General features: G+C 54.0%; 16 protein-coding genes. 4 read left to right on the top strand and 12 right to left on the bottom strand.

The window, feature by feature from the left end; all coding sequences use genetic code 11:
* Window positions 1–132: 132 nt before the first annotated feature.
* Entirely contained in the window at window positions 133–726 is a 594-nt protein-coding gene (gene ruvA, locus QET93_RS09595) for a Holliday junction branch migration protein RuvA (protein ID WP_280126038.1), read from the top strand.
* Window positions 727–746: 20 nt separating this feature from the next.
* The gene (locus tag QET93_RS09590; protein WP_280126039.1) at window positions 747–2054 is read left to right on the top strand and encodes a hypothetical protein; all 1308 of its coding nucleotides are present in this window, start codon (window positions 747–749) and stop codon (window positions 2052–2054) included.
* Between the two features lie 114 nt (window positions 2055–2168).
* Here the strand turns inward: QET93_RS09590 and QET93_RS09585 are convergent, their stop codons facing one another.
* From QET93_RS09585 to QET93_RS09565, 5 genes are all read right to left on the bottom strand, one after another.
* Window positions 2169–2537, bottom strand: a complete 369-nt coding sequence (locus QET93_RS09585) for an STAS domain-containing protein (RefSeq protein WP_280126040.1) — start codon at window positions 2535–2537, stop codon at window positions 2169–2171.
* 24 nt (window positions 2538–2561) lie between these two features.
* Complete coding sequence (locus tag QET93_RS09580) at window positions 2562–2915, bottom strand: ATP-binding protein (RefSeq protein ID WP_280126041.1); 354 nt, start codon at window positions 2913–2915, stop codon at window positions 2562–2564.
* Window positions 2916–3067: 152 nt separating this feature from the next.
* Window positions 3068–5044, bottom strand: a complete 1977-nt coding sequence (locus QET93_RS09575; protein ID WP_280132237.1) for a SpoIIE family protein phosphatase — start codon at window positions 5042–5044, stop codon at window positions 3068–3070.
* A gap of 6 nt (window positions 5045–5050) precedes the next feature.
* Window positions 5051–5413, bottom strand: a complete 363-nt coding sequence (locus QET93_RS09570; protein ID WP_280126043.1) for an anti-sigma factor antagonist — start codon at window positions 5411–5413, stop codon at window positions 5051–5053.
* A gap of 105 nt (window positions 5414–5518) precedes the next feature.
* Window positions 5519–6298, bottom strand: a complete 780-nt coding sequence (locus QET93_RS09565; RefSeq protein ID WP_280126044.1) for a hypothetical protein — start codon at window positions 6296–6298, stop codon at window positions 5519–5521.
* Window positions 6299–6456: 158 nt separating this feature from the next.
* Between QET93_RS09565 and sufT the strand changes: the two genes are divergently transcribed.
* Together sufT and QET93_RS09555 are read left to right on the top strand one after the other, a co-directional pair.
* The gene (gene sufT, locus QET93_RS09560) at window positions 6457–7002 is read left to right on the top strand and encodes a putative Fe-S cluster assembly protein SufT (RefSeq protein WP_280126045.1); all 546 of its coding nucleotides are present in this window, start codon (window positions 6457–6459) and stop codon (window positions 7000–7002) included.
* A 40-nt stretch (window positions 7003–7042) separates the two neighbouring features.
* Window positions 7043–7516, top strand: coding sequence for a hypothetical protein (locus tag QET93_RS09555; RefSeq protein ID WP_280126046.1), 474 nt, complete (start codon window positions 7043–7045; stop codon window positions 7514–7516).
* A 60-nt stretch (window positions 7517–7576) separates the two neighbouring features.
* Here the strand turns inward: QET93_RS09555 and QET93_RS09550 are convergent, their stop codons facing one another.
* The 7 genes from QET93_RS09550 to hemB all read right to left on the bottom strand — a co-directional run bounded on the left by QET93_RS09550 (window position 7577) and on the right by hemB (window position 17783).
* Entirely contained in the window at window positions 7577–9010 is a 1434-nt protein-coding gene (locus QET93_RS09550) for a hypothetical protein (RefSeq protein ID WP_280132236.1), read from the bottom strand.
* Window positions 9007–10404, bottom strand: a complete 1398-nt coding sequence (locus QET93_RS09545; protein ID WP_280132235.1) for a hypothetical protein — start codon at window positions 10402–10404, stop codon at window positions 9007–9009. The genes QET93_RS09550 and QET93_RS09545 overlap by 4 nt, the downstream gene beginning before the upstream one ends.
* The gene (locus tag QET93_RS09540) at window positions 10394–11461 is read right to left on the bottom strand and encodes a terpene cyclase/mutase family protein (protein ID WP_280132234.1); all 1068 of its coding nucleotides are present in this window, start codon (window positions 11459–11461) and stop codon (window positions 10394–10396) included. The genes QET93_RS09545 and QET93_RS09540 overlap by 11 nt, the downstream gene beginning before the upstream one ends.
* Entirely contained in the window at window positions 11458–14553 is a 3096-nt protein-coding gene (locus QET93_RS09535; protein WP_280132233.1) for a hypothetical protein, read from the bottom strand. The genes QET93_RS09540 and QET93_RS09535 overlap by 4 nt, the downstream gene beginning before the upstream one ends.
* A gap of 100 nt (window positions 14554–14653) precedes the next feature.
* Window positions 14654–15604: a hypothetical protein gene (locus QET93_RS09530; RefSeq protein WP_280132232.1), complete on the bottom strand. Its 951-nt coding sequence runs from the start codon at window positions 15602–15604 to the stop codon at window positions 14654–14656.
* A gap of 106 nt (window positions 15605–15710) precedes the next feature.
* Window positions 15711–16694, bottom strand: a complete 984-nt coding sequence (locus QET93_RS09525) for a hypothetical protein (protein ID WP_280132231.1) — start codon at window positions 16692–16694, stop codon at window positions 15711–15713.
* An 87-nt stretch (window positions 16695–16781) separates the two neighbouring features.
* Window positions 16782–17783 carry a porphobilinogen synthase gene (hemB, locus tag QET93_RS09520; protein ID WP_280126053.1) on the bottom strand — a complete coding sequence of 334 codons (1002 nt, stop codon included), beginning with the start codon at window positions 17781–17783 and terminating at the stop codon, window positions 16782–16784.
* Window positions 17784–17832 lie beyond the last annotated feature (49 nt).

Below are 17832 nucleotides of genomic sequence, written 5' to 3'. Positions count from 1 at the left end.
CGGCGGCTTTCAATGGACTTTTACTGTGCCGCCTCATTTTCCCGGCATCTATGGTGGGAATCGGGACAGCGGTTGCAAACTGTCGCGTTTTTTGTTTGTTTGAGGCGGATTGTTGGTGGCAGTCTGCCGGGTATGATAGCTTTCTTGCGCGGGATTGTAGCGGAGGCAATGCCTCAGAGGATTCTGTTGGATGTCCATGGGGTCGGATATGAGGTGACGGTCCCCCTGTCCACTTTTGATTCGTTGAATCCCCTGCCGGGCCGGGAATTGCTGTTGAAGACATTTTTACATATTCGAGAGAATGCCCAGACATTATATGGGTTTGCGACCGAGGCGGAGAAGGATATTTTCATGTTGTTGATCGATCGCGTATCAGGCATTGGTCCGGCAACGGCTATTGCCATTCTGGGATCGATGAATGTGGAACAGTTCAAGTCTGCCGTCGTCCAAGGCGATATCTCCGGAATTGCCCGAGCCAAGGGGGTCGGGAAAAAGACGGCGGAACGCATTGTCCTGGAACTTAAAGACAAAATCGGGCTTGCTGCGACATGGGAAGCTCAAGCGCAGGGAGAGACGAGCCTGGCAGCCAGTGATGCGGAACTGGCTTTGGTGGCTCTCGGGTTCAAGCAGGTGGAAGCCCGCAAGGCTATAGCTGCCCAACTCAAAACGAGTCCCGATTCGCCTACGGATGAATTGATTCGTGCCGCCCTGCGCTCTTTGAATTGATGTTTGATCAAGGAACGGATATGAGAACTCCGGAACGTTTGTCTTTCAAGAGCCTGAAGGAAGCTTTCCCAAATGGAGGGCTTTTCCGCGGAGATGTGACCTGGATGCTTTCTCCGGAGCCTTTTCGGCTGGACAAGAAACAGGTGAAGTTCCTGAAAGGTCTGGGCGTTATCCTGGCCCGGTTCTACGATGCCTGCAATGCCTTGTATCATGCCTCGGCACAGGGCAGGAGACACGAATGGCTGGCTCCGTTGCTGGATCAGGGGAAACCGTCTTGGCTGGTGGATATCCAGCGGTCGCGGACGATGATCCAGGCGGTTCCGTCCGTCATGAGGCCGGACCTGATTCTGACGGAAAAAGGATGGGCCGTGACTGAGCTGGATTCCGTGCCGGGTGGGCAGGGTGTAACAACGTTTTTGAGCCGGTTGTACGGTGCTGCCGGCTGGAATATCCTGGGGGGAAGCGACGGAATGATTGATGGTTTCAGGTTGGCGCATCCCGAGGGAGCTGATATTGTCGTTTCCAGGGAATCCGGCGATTACATGGCTGAGATGCAATATTTCGCTTCAGTTCTCGGGGAAGGCTTTTCTTGTTCCCCTGCGGAGTCTTACGCAATGCGGGAAGGCCGATGCGTGTACCGCTTTTTTGAATTGTTCGATACGGATGCTATTCCCGGCAGTCGTGAGTTGCTGGAGGCGGCGTCCGGCGGGCATATCCGTTTATCTCCTCCTCCCGTGCCGCATCTGGAGGAGAAGTTGTGGCTGGCTCTCTTCCATACTCCTGGTTTGCGGCAGGAATGGAAAAACCGTATGCGTGGCGCTTATCTGGAACGCATGAACGAACTGGTACCCCATGGCTGGGTGGTGGATCCTTCCCCCCTGCCGCCCCAGGCCTGTCTACCGTGGCTTCATGTACATGACTGGAGGGAGGTAGCGTCCATGAGTCAGAAAGAACGGCGCCTCGTCCTTAAAATATCCGGGTTCAATGAACTTGCCTGGGGCGCTCGCGGGGTGTTTATAGGACACGATATGCCTTCTGGCGAATGGTCGGAAGCCTTGGATGAGGCATTGTCCCAGTTCGGCTCTTCTCCCTGGATCATGCAGGAGTTTCATTCCGGCAAAGTAGTGGAACACCCCTGCTACGATAGAGAGACGGGGGCTTTATGGACGATGAAAGGGCGTGTCCGCCTGTGTCCCTACTACTATCGTAGTATTTCGGGAGAAGTCGTTTTGGGCGGTGCGTTGGCAACGATTGCCCCGGAGGATAAAAAGAAAATCCACGGGATGCGGGATGCCGTCCTGGTACCTTGCTGCCTTGACGGGGAATGATCTCTATATCCTTTCTCTCTAAATAAAAAACAATGCTGACGGAAAACCCGACAGCATTGCAGATCTCACAAAATTGTTTGTCCGTTTTCTCGGGGGGAAGAAGTGGACGGAATATTATTTGATCGTGTTTTTCTGGATATTGGCCAGATAAGCATCGGCTTCTGCCGTGGAGGAGAAGATGGAAAGGGATGGGAGAGTTTTAGCGATTTCCAGAACAGCCTGGATAGGGGGAGTGGCATTGGTGATAATAAGTTGCCCGTGGCATTCCTTGAGTATCTTTGTCGTTTGAATGATGACGCGCAACCCCATGCTGCTGATGTAGGTGAGATCCGCCATATTCAGGGTGATGGAGTTGACTTGATCTTCTGTCAGATTATTGATGAGATTTTCCAATTTGGAATAGGTTTCCGTATCCAGTTTGCCGGACAGGGAAATGACAAAGTGTCCGACGCTGCGTTCCTGAGTGCTGATGTTAAGACTCATATCGTACTTGTTAGTGTTTGGGTGTTAAATGGAGATCGTTAAGATGTTTTTATGCTCGCTGTATTGGTAGGACATGCTTTTAGTCATGTTTTTGAGTAGGTAAATACCCATCCCTCCGATAGCCCGGTCTTCCAGCTTTTCCGTCAGGTTGGGATTGGGAGCCTCGGTCAATGGATTAAAGGGTCGAGCATCGTCTTCTATAATGAGCAGGATGTTGTCTTGGGAAAAAGTCAAAGTAATTGAGACTGTCACACGGGTGTTTTCGTCGGAGCCGTATTTGAGGGCGTTGGTGACGAGTTCTTCGATGCAGAGTCTGACTATGTTAGTCGATCTGAGATCGGCACCGTGTTGTTGACATGCTTTTTCCGCGGAATCCATGGCATCAAAAAGCCCTTGGGTCCCATTGGAGAACCCGGTTTTAAATTGATGAACGGATTGAACCTGCATTGTCTGTTTTTTAATTTAAGATCGTTGTAAATGCAAGGTATTTCGGCAATTTTTAGACAACTCTGCCGTTAGAACTTTCAGGCTTATGGTTCCTGGGTTCTGGTGACGGCCAGAATTGTGATATCGTCTGATTGTTCATAATCACGGACGAACTGGTTCATATGCCGAATGATGGTGTCGATGATGAAACTTGGTTCCGAGCTCATGGCGCAAGCGATGGCTTGTTTGAGGCGGATTTCTCCAAAGAGTTCCTGGTCTGGATTGAAAGCTTCGGTGACGCCGTCGGTGTAGAGGATGAGTGTGTCTCCCGGATTCAGGACTGTTTCCGAGTAGGTATAGGTTTGCGGGAAGATGGCGATGGGAAGTCCGTTTCTGACGGACAGTTCGATGAGATCTCCCGATTCCTTGCGGATGAAGGGGGGGTTATGTCCGGCGTTGCAGTAGCTTATGCGGCCAGTCCTGATGTCCATGATAGCGCAGAAGTAGGTGACGAACATATTGGCGTCGTTGTTATTGTAGAGAATCGTATTGAGTTCCGTCACAATTTTATCGACGCGTTTTGTGGGAACGGCTATGCCGCGCTGGAGAGTTTGGGTGACTGCCATGAACAAAGCGGCGGGGATCCCCTTGCCGCAGACATCCCCGATGATCAGGACGAGATGGTTTTTGTCCGCCATGAAGAAATCGTAAAGATCTCCTCCGACACCTTTGGCTGTCATGAGGGTGGCTCCGATGCGAAAATTGTGATCACGAGTGAATTCGTGCGTGAGCTTGGGCAGGATGCTCATTTGGATTTTCTTGGCGACGGAAAGATCGGTCTGGTAATCCTGTTTGGCAATGATATTGAGTTCCTGTTCGTGCAGATAGGAGAGGAGTTCCATCTGCATGTTCGAGAATGTCCGCGTCAGGAGTCCGATTTCATCCTTGTCCTTGTATTTGGGGATGGGGACGGTGAATTTGCCTTCTCCGATATCTTTGACGGCCTTGCTGAGGGCAATGAGGGACTTGCTATATTTTTTGGTAAAAAAATACACGAGAAGGCAAACCGTCGTGCCGGTAATCAGGCTGAAGAGGCCCACCAGCAGGATGAGCTGTTTCGTTTTGTTCCAGATCATGTCTCCTGAGACGGCGAATCCCATCGACCAACCATTTTCGCAGGGAGTGATGAAGATGAATTCTCCGTGTTTGTAAACAGATGAGATGGGCAGGTGAAAGGCACATTCGTTGCCGTCCCGAATGTTCTGGATCATCTCCTTTTTCTCGGTCTCATTGATGGAGAATCCGAAATGCTGGGCGATGTTGCCATTTTGTTCGACATTGCGGGAAGGGTGCATGATGTAGTTTCCATCCCGGTCGCAAATAAAGCAGAATCCGGTCCCGTCCATGTGAATATTGTCCAGGGCTTTCTCGATTTCCCTGAGAGTGAGCTCAATGAAAAGACAGCCGATAAAAGTCTTGTTCTCCCGTTCGTACATGGGAACGACGTATAGGATCGTGCTTTTTTTGGCACTGGTTTCCGGGAAGGATTCGGGACGGATCCAGAATGGCTTGGCGTCGGGCGCTTCCGCTTTGATAAACCAACGGGAATGAGTATAAACATCCTGAGGAATTTCCTTCGTGGATTCGTGCTTGTCCGTGATAGAGTTGTAAAAGAAGTTGTAGCAGGGAAGCTTGCTGCCTTCCTCGAAATTGGGGTTGAGGGCCGCGCCGGCACCCGTGATGCATGGATCGGATTTGATGAAGGGTGTAATTCCCCGGAAGACGATACGCTGGACAAGTTTGTAACGAAGTTCGGGATCTTTGACGGCTTCAATGTAGGCTGCGTTGATTTTGGCGATATTCTCCGTATGGACCATCAGCATGTCGATTTTGCTGGCAGCGCGGTTAACGGCCAGAATTCCATGCTCCATCTGGGTTTTTTCCATTTGAGAAGCGGATTGCTTGCCAAGGATGACCGCAATGGCCACGAAGCACACCAGGATAATTCCCATGATGCCCATGTTCAATTTAAGAACAAAGGAACGCTTGATGGCTTTGCGGAATCGATCAATGATAACCATGGGGCGTCAGGGCAGGGTGCGGGGTGGTACTCCGGAGGTCATGGCCGCCAAGGCCTCCTCTTCGGTAGTATATACGGAGATAAAATCGGAAAACATCGATACATTGATTATTTTTGTGACAAATTCGGAGAGGTTGCAGATGGCGAATGGCAATTTTTTGTTATTCAGCGTTTTGGCAGTGATGACGAGCAGGCGCAATCCGTCGCTGTTCATGTACTGCAAGTTACTCATGTTGTAGATGAGTCCTCTGTCCAGAGTCTCCCAGAATGGAACAAGACTATTCATGAGCACATTGGTCGTTTGGGAGTCGAGACTTCCGGCCAGGTGAACGATTTCAGCCAGAGGCGTATGTGTTATTTCCAGATTCATGCGATGAATGTCATTTCCTAGACTCTTTTATCCTAAATCGGAATTAGTATTGATGCAAGAAGAGAAGAAAATGAAATGGGATATTATGCTTTCTTGATCTTTTGCCTAAAAATTGAATCTCAGGGAGGCTCCGTAATAGAAGTCGTTACCGAGGTTTTTTTGTTTGACCGTCGTTAGAGCCAGGGAATAGTTCGCAAAGACATCCAGGGAGACTCTGTCGGAAAACGTCCAGGTCAACGTTGAGTTGAAGTCCATGTTGTTAGAGCCGTGGTGGTCGACGGAGGAGACATACCCTCCATTGTAGCCATAGCGGACGGTTGTATCGAGGAAGAGCCTGTGGGTTAGTTCGTAATGTCCTCCGGCAAAGGCGGCGTAAAATCCGCGGAACGTGGTGTTATCCCGGTTGTACTGCCAGTAGAAGTTGGTACCGGCGAACAGAATGTCGTTGAAGTGCCATGTAAGTTCCAACCCGGGGCGGGGTACTCCGTATTCGCCGGGAGCGACGAAACTGTGTTCATACCAGGGATTGACCGTCAGGTGGCCGATGTCCTGCTTGTAGTCGAGCCGGAGTTTGAATTCGGCATGGTTGGCATTGTCCGCGACTCCATACCAGGTTGTGAAAGATAATTGATCGAAGTGGGCCTGAGCCATGTAGAACGAGTAGGAGGTTTCCCAGGCATTGATGCCTTCGCATTCATATTTGCTGCCCCAGCCGGCACGGAAATCCATGGAAATATCCTCCGGGGGGAATGGACGGTTGATGAACAGACAGTCCCGGCAAAAGGGAAGATGCAGGGAAGGCGTCATGGGGACGACTGTCGTTGTTGTTGCGGCAGTAGCGGAAAACATCCCCAGCAGGGAAAGGATGAAGATGGAGTATTTCATATTTTGTGGATGGTGTGCAGGGAAGTAATCCGTTGGCTCCTACTAGAAATTGAGAGGGCGGGCCAGCAAATTGTTCAAAAAGAAATAATCCGGTTGGAGAACAGAAAAGGAGATTGTCAAAAAGACCTGCTTCCGGCACTCTCAACGGCGAGAAAATTATGTTAAACCAAGTGGTCGAACTGAAAAGAGAAGTATCCGGAATTCAAATTCCGAGTGGAAGCTCCATCTCGCTTCCTGCCGGTTCCCGCGTGTACATTACCCAGACTCTCGGCAACTCCTATACCGTGGCGACCGATGCCGGGTTGATGCGCCTATCCAAGGAGGATAGCGATGCCTTGGGCATGGAAGAGGAGGAAGATGCTCCTGCTTCCGGTGGTCTGGGGGAAAATTCCTCTCTGGAAGATCGTATATGGGAAACTCTCTCATGTATTTATGACCCTGAAATCCCGGTCGACATCGTCAATCTGGGACTGATCTACGATGTTATTGTCACCCGGTTGGAAAATGGCTTGCATCACGTTGCCGTCAAGATGACTTTGACGGCTCCCGGTTGCGGCATGGGCCCCCATCTTATGGACGAAGCCAAGTCCCGAGTGGAAGCCCTTGACGGAGTGGAAGAAGCGGATGTCGAAATGATCTGGGATCCCCCGTGGAACCAGGACATGGTCAGTGAAGAAGGCCGGATGAAACTGGGGCTGATGTAACCCGAATTGGCTGCCGCGAGGTTCTTTTTTCAAGCAAGACATGAGTACACAGATTAAATTGACTGGTGAAGAATTGATGATTCTGGCCGACATGGCTTACCTGGCTATGATGGTGGCGGAGCCAATCCGCGACGAGGGGCGCGAACGCGAGTTTAATGCCTGGGGTGCTGTCTGTGACAAAGTCCTTGCGGAATTGGAAAAGAATCCGAAATTCTCTTCACGTGTTCAGTTTTCTCCCGACGGGCGCAATTACTACCTGACCAAAGAATACCTCGACCATTCGTTTCTCGGGGATTGCGTCAATGAATACCGTGACAACGTTTTCTGGGACGATCTGGTGACGCGCATGGCGGACATGTCCCTCCTTCACTTCCTCGGCTCTCAAAAGTTCGAAGCCATGACCGAAGAGGAAAAACGCGCCATGTCCGAGCCCTATGAAAAGGCTCTGTGGGAGGAGTGCGCCCGGCACGGAATTGATCGTTTCGGCTTTGTCCTTCCTCCGCGCGAAGTCTAAGGGAAGTATCTTTTTCGAAGATGAACGGAAGTTCCCGGATATTGTCCGGGAAAGAGAAGATTATCGTGAGGGAGAGGAGCGTGTTTCCGGAAAGACGATCCGGGAAAACATGGTGTCCGGAATGGTGACGGAACCGAGAGAGAGACTGGAAATTGTCCAGGAACCGTTTTCTATTTTCTCTAGTTCGCCACGAAGGATCGAACCGTCCGTTAAGTAAAAAATAGGTTTGCCTGCAATCGTATAGGCGTTTCCTGTCCGGTCCGGCTTGGTCTGCATGCGCAGTTGGATGATTTTATCCAGAGGCACTTTAATTTTGTAGAGGTCGGATTGGATGAGGAGTTCCTTGCCGGAGAGTTGCCGGATGTTGCCCCTCAGCACATCGCCGTTGACGAGAAGAGCCATGTCGTTGTCCTGAGTTCCGGGGCGTGGAATGGGCAGTCTTTCTTCCGGTGGCAGGAGTTCGTCTCCTGGGTATTTGCCGTTCCATTGCGTGATACGCAGGGAACTGATGAGCAGGACCGAATCGAAGGATTCCAGGGACAATCCGGTACCGTACTCGGAAGGGGCTTCTCCCGATGGGGCGCTTTCGTCTTCGGGGGAGATTTCTTCCGTCGTACATTGTTTAACGAGTTTTTTGTTGACGTAGAAGCAGTAATAACCTGCTTTCCTGTCGGCAAAGAGATCCAGGGCGACGGGAGTTTGCGCCTTCCGATCATCTTCCTCCCGGTTCTGGGAGATGGGGTCGTTGGCAACTGTATTGATGGAGGAACGGACGATTTCAGTAATTTGAAAAACGTCGTTGAGCAGGTAGAAGTCCACATAGGAACCGTTTTTATCGGCGGTTGGTGCTTTGACATCCTTCCATATGTGCATCAGGAAGCGGACAAACGGATTGCCTTGCACGACCATGGAAATATGGATGGCAGGGGGAAGCTTGACATCACGTGCAATGATGCCTCCCGGAGGCATGGAAAGGAAGGTGCCCCTGTAGGATGACCACGAACGCGGCGGTGTCGGGAAAGGAGGTGTGAAGCCGCTCCAACCTGAGATATCCTCCGTTCCCGAATAGAGCAGGGATCCGGGATTGTTGATATTCATGTAGGCTATGGCTTCGGAGGGGAGGCTGATATCCTCTCCCCAGAGGGGACGGATAGTTGTACCGGAGGAGGAAACTGTGTTGATTTCTCCAGAGATCTGTTCGTTGGAGAAGAGCCTGATCATGCACTGGCCCTCTCCTTTTTTTGCATTGTCCGGCAGGATGACTTCCTTGAGCTCCGAGGGAAGGGTGGAAATGGGGGCATTGAGAACCGGAGAGTTGAGGATGATGGACGGTGAGCCGCCGCTGCGGGGAGTTTCCGTCCTGTCGAGTATGGCGGGGATTGTGGAGCCGTTTCGGAAGAAGACGATGGCTTTACCTGCCGCCGCATGTGCGGGAAGGATGACTGCCGCCAGCATGGCTGCAACCGAAACAAGCAATCGGAGGGCGGAGGTCATGGCGTGGAGCGGGTAGGAGGTTCCTGATTGAAGAAATCCAGGCGGTTGATGTCCTGTCCGGGTATCGTGAGGGTGCCCAGGACGGGATGATCCAGGATCAGGATGCCCTTGTTCAGAGAACGGATGGAACCGTATAAACGGCCTCCGTTTTGGAGAACGACGGAGTCGCGTCCTTCAGTGTCTTTGTCCGAAGGAGAGGATATATCGGCATTGGAAAAGACCATCAGTGAGGTGTATTCAGACGGAATTTCCATCGGGCGTTGAGGCGTTTTGATGGTGACGACGTTGGTTCTGTCTTGGTAGGAAGTGATGTCTCCGACGATGGTCTTGCCGTCCGTTGTATTGATTTTGTCTTCCGGGGTGTTGTCTGAAGGCAGGATGTTGGAGGCGATGTCCCACTTGTTGAACAACCTTAGTCCGTAGAGTTCCACTTGACCTTGAGGGATGGCGAACGTGAACCAAGTACCGGACGGAGCCACCCAGGGCACGACAGTGCGATGCGGGGTATGACCGTCCGCCGAGAGACTGAACGAGGTGCCCCGGGGCGTTTCCGTAACGCTCAGGAAAAGACGATGACGGGAACCTGGTTTGGGGATGGGCAGGGAATTGATCGTATGGGAAGTTAGCGGAGAGTCGCTGTAAGAGAGCTTCCAGGCAACTCCATCGGTATGGAGGTAAAGACCGGAGGGATTGCTCATGGGTGAACGCGTGCCGTCCCCTCCGAAAAAGAGGACCAGACGGTCTTTCCTGCCGCTGCCTGATCCGGCAAGAGGAATGGAAACGTCAAGCCGCAAATCGAACGAAGCAGCGTTGAGATCCATGTTTTTGCCCCATTCCGTGCCGGAAGGCAAGACAAGGCTGGAACCCGGTTGATGATTGGGATTGGCCTTTTCGAGGCATTGCATCTGTTGTTCCTGAAGGCTTTTTTGATAGGATGGGATCCAGAAGATATCGAAAGACGGAAGATCGGCCAGGATGGGAAAGAGTTTAGGGTCGTTCAGTTTGATAGCCCGAATGAGATTCTTGGGAATAACGGAGGTTCCATGGCGGTAGGGACTGGTAAAGACGGCTTTCCCGTGCTCGATGGATTTCAAGGAAGCAGGGAGGATTTCCCTCCATCCTCCGCGCAGGACGATAATATCCGGGTATTTGTCTTGCGTGTTCTTCCGAGGTTGTTCCATGTGGATGGAATGAATCTGGGACAACTTGATGTCCCAAGGCGTTTTTCCGTTGCCGGTGGGGAGGATCGTGAGTGAATCTTGAGGGGCGTCCAGGGCTATCAATTCTCCGGATGCCTTGAATCCGTCTTCCATCATCACATCCACCTGAACGGCGGATGCCAGGGTGGAGGCTGTACAGGTGAACAGAATGGGGAATGAAAGCCTATTTTTCATAAATGGGCAGGAAGCGGTAGTTGACTGCCAGAGAGAGCAGGGCGAATGCCGTCGAATATCCCGGGGAACGCATTCCGGACCAGGATCCGTCCGGTGCCTGGGAAGCGGCCATGAGACGGAAATTGCGGCGGTTCCAGGCCCGCCATATTTCTTCGTCGGCATGGAAGAGGGCTTGGGCCATGTAGTATTCCATGTAGTAGGGGTAGGTATCTTCCCTCGTCTGGAGTTTCGATTTCAGGAAGGCCAGGGTGGCTTGGAAGGAAGGCTCTTCATGTTTTTTGGCAAGAGCCTGAGTCAGCAATCCGATCGCCGAGACGGCGATACTGCCGCTGCCGGGAGAGGTATAGCCGTAAATCCCCTTGGAATCCCGGCAGGAAGCCATGAACTGTAATCCTTTGTCCAAGGCTTTGTGTGGGACTTCAATACCTGCATTGGCCGCGGCGTGGAGAGAAACGAGGATACACCCGGTGACGCTCGTATCGGCGTCCGTACTGGTGGGATCGTAGCGCCAGGCTCCAAGAGGGTTGACGGACTGGGCTTTCAGAGACAATGCGACGGCTTTTTGCAGGGAAGGTCCCAGACGATCGTCTGGAATGGCTCCGTAGGCTTCCGCTAAAGCCAGAGTGGCGAAACCGTGGGAATACATGGTGGATCCGATCATGCCGTTTTCGGACGATTGGCTGGAGAGAATGAAATCCAGGGATCGCTGTACCAGCTCGGAGTATGGCCCGGAAACTGGGTCTTCCCCGTGTGCCAAAACAGCCATGAGACAAAAAGCTGCAGCGGCAGGGTCGTCTCCGTAGGTGCCGTCGAAGGTGCCGTTTTCCTTTTGTTCTCGTTTGAGGAAGTCGAGAGCCTTGACGTACATATACTCTACTTGAGGGGGGATAGTATCGTCCGTTCGAGTCAGGCGAGTGAAGGTTCTTTCCTGTCCGTCTTGCTCCCGGGGGCTTCCTGTGGACGGAAGCGCGCCAAGCCCGGACAACATCAGCAGAAGGAAGCACCGGACGAACCGTGCTTTCCGAATGTGACCGTGTTGGAAGTTGGAGGGCTTCATTCTTGCAGCGTTTTGTTATAAGCATCCAGGGCTTTCCGGAATTCTTCGGGCATGTCGGCGGCTCCGGAGCCGGTTGACTTTGGAACACTTCTAGTTTTGTGAACAGGTGCCTGATCGTCGTCCGGCATCGGCGTATTCCCTTCCGGCGATGTACCGGAACTGCCCGTTCCTGCACCGGGAGATGATGAGGGGGACGTCTTTTTATGCACGGAATCGGTTTCAAGACCAAGCATTTGGCGTATCATATCCATGAGGGTGGAAGTTCCGGCATTTTCCTCCTGCCTGTTGTCTCCGCCGTTCATGCGGAGGGCTGCTTGGTAAATCAACTCAATGACCTCCGTTTGTGCAGCGATGGCGGGGCCTCCCGTTCGGTTGGCTTCGAGTTCGTCGACGGCATCGTTCATGGCATGGCGGCATTGTTCCAGCAGGGCGATGACGTTGCGGTCGGTTTGTTCGGAAATGATGTCCATCGTATCTGCCTGGAGTTCATCCTGTTCACGGGCCAGGCCGGAGGTATCCCGAGACTGGTCGGGATGTTCCCTCCGTTCTTCTTCCATGGCTCGTGTTCTCAGGCGTATATCCTGCTGGGAGCGGATCATGAACATGAGCTTGAGTGTGAGCTCAAAGGCCGATTGGGAGATTTCTCCCCCACCGGAGCCGGCCATGCCGCTGCCTCCGCCTGTTGCATGGGAGGTTTTTTTACTGTCATCCAGAAGACGGGCCCAGTGTTCCAGAGCCCGGGAAAGGAGGAGAGCATGTTCGATCCCGACGCCGGACTGGGAGGATGCAATGTATTCCGATACGTTTTCCATGCGACGGACGATTTCCGAATTCTGCATGATTTCGTATAAGTCTCCGTAGATGGGGTGGGTGGCCCGCTGGCGGTAGGAGGCCAGATCTTCCAGCATCCAGCCCAGGTTGCGTGTCGTGGCCTTCTGGAGGGCATCAATAGCTTCCATGTTGCGTTTGGTTGCGGGCGGGAGTTCGTCGGGAAGAAGTCCTACGGTAGTCTGGAGGTAGGAGGCGAGTGAGCGGCTGACGGATTCCTCTTGCTTCGATAAATGTCGGAGGCGTGCGACGAAGGTGCCGGCCTCCATGCTTTTGGTGGCAGCGTTCATTGAGGCAATAGCGGTTTTGATGGCTTCGACAGCCTGTTCGTGTTCTCTATCTGCCTGTTTTAGAGTGGATTCCATTTCCTGTGGAGAAACGGTTTCCGCGGCTTGTTCGAAGTATTTCTGGGCATTGCGCATGGTACCGGCAGGGAGCGGGGACATTTGCCGGATGGAATCCATCAGGCGCTTCATACCGTCCGGATCGATTTGCGTGTTAAGTGTAGCTTCGCGGAAGATGGCTTCACCCTGGCGGAGGAGGTCGGAGAGTTGGCGCCTGTTCGTCTGTTCCTGTTGGACGAGTTCGGGGATTTTCTCCCGGAGAGCCTTGTTATCAGATTTCCGGTCGGCTAGGAGGATGCTCTTGGTCTCGTCTCCGATGGAATCCATGGAACGGGACAATTCTTCCAGGGCGCCGATGAGGCGTTCCAGTGAATGCCGGATCATTTCCGCATGGCGTTCCGGGGTCAGGATGTACAGAATGAACGGGTCGGAATAGACGCGTTTCCCATGAGGGGAGTAGTCCGAGGCAAAGGCGCGGATGACGACGCGCTGGGGTGAAATGCCTAAATCTTTAGCCCGGAAAACCATGTGTTCCGTGATGCTTGTTGTGGTCGGGGAACCCGGTTTGAGGATTCTTTCCGTCGAGGTTCCGGGGGATGACGACTGGCCGAGGGACTGTTCTCCGACCCATGAGATACCTGTTTCCCGGATGCCGTAATCATCCGTGGCTTCAATGGATATTTGGATGGATGTATTTTCCAGAATATATTTATTGTCAAGATCTTCGTGTAGGAGGACACGAGGAGGGCGGTCTTCGACCGGGGTCAGCGTCAGATGGCGTGGAGAGGATGTTTGCAGACCGTCCGTATCCGTCCAGGACAATTCCCATTCCTGCGGCTCACGTTCCATGGAGATTCCGGAGATAGTAACCGTTTTTCCTTCAATGCGGATGGGACGGTCGTCCGGCGAGGACGATGCCCGGAGCAGGGGGCGTGTGGCCGTGGCACGGATGTCGGCTGTACTTCCTTCCGGTACAGGAATGGCCCCGGCTTTCATCGGTTCCCGGTAAGGCGGGCGGCCTGTGTAGGAGGGTGGGGTGATTTCTGCCTCGGCTCGTTCCATGCCCGGTCTTGGCTGCGGGATGATTTTCAGGCGGTGAAGAGTATCTCCGGCGGAGAATTCCATGCGTGTTGCCTGATACAGGGGGGGAAGAGTGAAGCGGTACCCCGTTTTGTCCGGAGAAAGGCCGATTTCATTCCATGTTCCGCCGTCCAATCGGAAGTGAGCCGTTTCCGGCCTGTGAGATGAGGCCGAGGAGAGGAGGAACTCCATGGGCCAGGATTCTCCCTGGGCGACGATGAGGCGGGTTCGGAGTGGCTCCAGGACGGTAAAGGTGAAACGTTCCGGTGGATGAAACGGGTTTGCCCATCGGCGCCACGCGTTCCCGGCAGCATCCGGGAAGGCTAAAAATACGGAACCTGCAATTACAATCAGAAAAACAGGAAGGAATACCCGTGTGATAACGGGTTTTCGCGGACGACCGGAGAAAAAATCCTTTCCAGCCAGTTCTTGGGCGTTCTGGACGATGGCGGCCTGTCTCAGACGGGGGGAAACCGTCTCGTCCGGCGCGGACGATGCCAGGTCGATGACTCCCAGAAGACGATCCCCCAGGGCGGGATTGCTGCGGGCTAGCAGAGATGCCAGCTGGCGTGGCGTCCTCTCCGTGCGAAACCATTTTAACCACCAGGCAAAGAGATAGAGGGGAATCCCTGGGAAAACGGGCAGAATACATGCCCACGCCAGGATACCCGGCGTGTCCCAGAGACGGTCGGACAGGAAGAAAACCAGATAACAGGCCGCCGCAATAGTCGGGCAGACGACTAGAGCTTCGCAAGCCCTCGTACGGAACAGGCGCATGCGGAACTCCCGGATTTGTGCAATCAGGGATTCGGGAATGTCTCCTGTTGGCGGCGGTGTCATGAACGGAATATCCTTACTTCGTCCTCTTGCGGGATGAACGGAGTGCGTCGCATCTGCCGTGGCATAGAGCGCTGCCGCAGGGAGAGAGGTGGGAATTTTGTCATTTTCCACCGGCAGGTTTACGTCCGGCGAGGATGTTATTCCGGAGATCCTTCATGTCATCGCGGAAGCGTGGTTGTGTGGCGGCGGTCGGTGTCGTGATATCCCATTCCTGCATTTTTTTCCGGATGTAGGTGAGGATGGCTGCTTCATCGACACCGTATTTCTTGCATACCGGGGAGAGACGGAGTTCCGGAGAATTGAATTGTCCGTTGCAGAAGTAGGGGATGTCGTGCGCCCAGGCTTTCCGAAAGTCTTCGGGACAAGCTTGTACATTAATAGCGTTGAACATTCTGGAAACGTCGTCCCGGGGAATGCCGGCCGCATTCATGCAGACGGCGGTTTCCATGTAGGAAAGCATGAACTCAATCATGACGTCGTGGATTGCCTGTTTCCAGACGGCCGCTTGAGCGGGATCGATTCCGGAGAGTTTGGCATCCAGCTTGGCGACGGCGGCGAGGATGGCATCGCGAGGCCCGCAGGTCATCGGATCGAAACGTTCCGGTTCTTCCTCATCGTCGTACAGGGGGATGGGAGGGCGGACGCGCGAGTCAATTCTTCGCAATTCCCGGGACAGTTCGTTCCTGAGTTCCGCCATGGAGATTCCGTACTGGCGCAGGAGAGGAGCGGCGTAATTTCTGCCGGGGTGGCGGGTCTGCTTGATCCAGGCTTCCTGGAAGTCGGGAGGGCAGTCGGATATTCCTCCGGAGAGCATGACGCGAGCGCGGTCGGATTCCGTGGGCGTTCTGTTTTCATACCCGAAAGTCCACTCCATTTCGATGATCCTCAGAGCGGTTCGTTTCAGGAAAAGTTCGATGGCTTTCCGGGCCTGTTTCGGAGATTGCGTTTCGATTTTTTGTTCCTGTTGGGCGATGGCTGCCGAAGGAAGGGAAATCGTTATGGACAGGGCGGCAAGAAAGATTGACGGGAAAAGTCCTGCGTGTGCATTCATGGTCGATGGAATGTGCTGTAGGCTGGATGGATGCCGGGCTTGATAGCAAATTGCCCCGTGGCTGGACGGGGCAATGGAAATGCTGGTATTTTCAGAAAGAGGTGGATTAGCCGATACGGAACCGGGAACGCCTTCCTTCCGTGGGTGCCGGTGCGGGCTTGGGAGACGGACTAGCCTGTTGCTGCCGGGCCTTCTGTTGCATTTGTTGCTGAATTTGCTGCTGCCTGCGCTGGGCATCGATAGCCTGTTGCTGACGAATAGCTTCCTGGCGCTGGTTTGCCTCGCGCTGCCGGCGTTCGGCGTCAATGGCAGCCTGGCGGCGTTCCTGTTCCAACTGGCGTTCCTTCTCCTGGAGTTTTGCCTGTTCTGCGGCAAGGGCCTGAAGGCGTGCCTGGTTGGCGGCGTTGTCTACGGGCGCTGGAGCGAAGCGGCTGCGAATGGCGGGGTTGGAAGCGGCCTGTTTCTGTGAGATGGCCTGCCTTTGGCGGGCCAGGGCTTCCTGTTGTTGGCGGATGCGATCCAACTCTGCGGACTGACTGTCGGCCGGTGCCGCCACTCGCAACGATTTCTGGCGGCTACGGCTTTGGATGCGCAGGTTCTTCTGGTACTGGGCATAATGCGGGTCAGACTCGACATAGGCGGCGTGAGGGCTGCCTTCCATGACTTCTACGGGAGCCCTGTATCCCAGCGCGGCATTCATCGTCGGCTTGAGGGATTCTTCCACATTGCTGAGTTTGCTGGGAGGTGCGGGGGGGACGGAATAATCGGCTCCTTTCCAGAGATCGGCTGTGGAGGACGGATTTTCCTTGGCCAGCGGAGCCAGCCTTTCCTCTGCTTCCCGGGCTGCGGCGAGTTTGCGTTCCACCCAGTCCGGTTTCCAGTTCGGGCTGGAGGACTTGAGGGATCCGAGGGCCTGGATGGCCTGGGTGATGTTTTTATGGGCGTCGGCGTAGGCTTTTTTACCCTCCAGCATCTTGGAAAGGCAAATGAGCGAATCCGCTTCGGCATAGGTATCTTCCGGTGCGCCGGAAGCCAGAAGGCCCGTTGCAAAAAATGCGGCGGCAAGCAAACTGATGCGGCTATATTTCATAAGCAATAGAATGGTCTCGTGTCTGGCATCATCACACAATGAGAGCTCCATACAAGCTTTTTCTTGCGAATAAACACCCTCATTTTTTTACAGGCTGCGTCCCTGGAGCCATGCGGCGGCCTGGGCGGCGTAGTAGGTCAGGATCATGTCGGCACCGGCGCGGCGGATGCTCGTGAGAGTTTCCAGCACGGCGGCCTGTTCGTCGATCCAGCCGGAGGCGGCGGCGGCTTTCAGCATGAGGTATTCTCCACTGACATGATAGGCGGCCAGGGGGAGGGTAGTCGTCTGGCGCATGGCATGGAGGACGTCGAGGTACATCGTGGCGGGTTTCACCATGAGGATGTCCGCTCCTTCCGCTTCGTCGAGTGCGGCTTCGCGCAGTGCTTCCCGGAGGTTGCGCGGATCCATTTGATAGGTCTTTTTGTCACCGCTTTTGGGAGCGCTCTCAAGAGCCCCGCGGAAAGGACCGTACATGGCGCTGGCATATTTGGCGGTATAGGCCATGATGGAGACGTCTTCCAAGTGTTCGTAATCGAGTGCGGAGCGGATGGCGGCTACGCGTCCATCCATCATGTCGCTTGGGGAGATGACGTCCGCCCCGGCTTCGGCGAAGCAGAGCGCCTGGCGGCAGAGGACCTCGATGGTGGGATCGTTGAGGATTTCATAACTGCCGTCGGGGTAGAACTGGACAATGCCGTCGTGACCGTCGGTGTTGTACGGATCAAGAGCGACGTCCGTGTTGACGACCAGATCGGGCAGGGCATCCTTGAGGGCGACGATAGCCCGCGGGACGAGACCGTCGGGGTTGTAGGCTTCCTCCGCTCCGGGCGTCTTTTTGGAATCGGGCACGGCCGGGAAAATATCTACGGATGTAATGCCGAGATCCATGAGCCGTTTAGCTTCCTCGACGAGTCCTGGGATGCTCCAGCGGGTGCAGCCGGGCAGGGACTCAATCGGGACGTCTTCGTCGGATTCATGAATGAAGACGGGCAGAATGAATTGAGAAGGGGAAAGATGCGTTTCCGCGACGAGGTCGCGTATGGCGGCGCTTTTTCTGTTCCGGCGCGGCCTGATGGGTAGGTTGAACATGCCTCCATTATGCGATGCTCCTCCCGCGAGTGAAGAATAAAGTGAGGCT

The organism is Akkermansia sp. N21116, assembly GCF_029854705.2.
GTDB lineage: Bacteria > Verrucomicrobiota > Verrucomicrobiia > Verrucomicrobiales > Akkermansiaceae > Akkermansia.
The sequence above is the reverse complement of the archived record's forward strand: the minus strand, read 5'-3'. Positions and strand labels throughout refer to the sequence as shown.

Coding starts and splice junctions, on each gene's coding strand:
- QET93_RS09545 (WP_280132235.1), bottom strand. CDS start 10,404: ATGAAAAATAGGCTTTCATTCCCCATTCTGTTCACCTGTACAGCCTCC.
- ruvA (WP_280126038.1), top strand. CDS start 133: ATGATAGCTTTCTTGCGCGGGATTGTAGCGGAGGCAATGCCTCAGAGG.
- QET93_RS09555 (WP_280126046.1), top strand. CDS start 7,043: ATGAGTACACAGATTAAATTGACTGGTGAAGAATTGATGATTCTGGCC.
- QET93_RS09585 (WP_280126040.1), bottom strand. CDS start 2,537: ATGAGTCTTAACATCAGCACTCAGGAACGCAGCGTCGGACACTTTGTC.
- QET93_RS09550 (WP_280132236.1), bottom strand. CDS start 9,010: ATGACCTCCGCCCTCCGATTGCTTGTTTCGGTTGCAGCCATGCTGGCG.
- QET93_RS09525 (WP_280132231.1), bottom strand. CDS start 16,694: ATGAAATATAGCCGCATCAGTTTGCTTGCCGCCGCATTTTTTGCAACG.
- QET93_RS09590 (WP_280126039.1), top strand. CDS start 747: ATGAGAACTCCGGAACGTTTGTCTTTCAAGAGCCTGAAGGAAGCTTTC.
- QET93_RS09570 (WP_280126043.1), bottom strand. CDS start 5,413: ATGAATCTGGAAATAACACATACGCCTCTGGCTGAAATCGTTCACCTG.
- hemB (WP_280126053.1), bottom strand. CDS start 17,783: ATGTTCAACCTACCCATCAGGCCGCGCCGGAACAGAAAAAGCGCCGCC.
- QET93_RS09565 (WP_280126044.1), bottom strand. CDS start 6,298: ATGAAATACTCCATCTTCATCCTTTCCCTGCTGGGGATGTTTTCCGCT.
- QET93_RS09530 (WP_280132232.1), bottom strand. CDS start 15,604: ATGAATGCACACGCAGGACTTTTCCCGTCAATCTTTCTTGCCGCCCTG.
- QET93_RS09535 (WP_280132233.1), bottom strand. CDS start 14,553: ATGACACCGCCGCCAACAGGAGACATTCCCGAATCCCTGATTGCACAA.
- QET93_RS09575 (WP_280132237.1), bottom strand. CDS start 5,044: ATGGTTATCATTGATCGATTCCGCAAAGCCATCAAGCGTTCCTTTGTT.
- sufT (WP_280126045.1), top strand. CDS start 6,457: ATGTTAAACCAAGTGGTCGAACTGAAAAGAGAAGTATCCGGAATTCAA.
- QET93_RS09540 (WP_280132234.1), bottom strand. CDS start 11,461: ATGAAGCCCTCCAACTTCCAACACGGTCACATTCGGAAAGCACGGTTC.
- QET93_RS09580 (WP_280126041.1), bottom strand. CDS start 2,915: ATGGATTCCGCGGAAAAAGCATGTCAACAACACGGTGCCGATCTCAGA.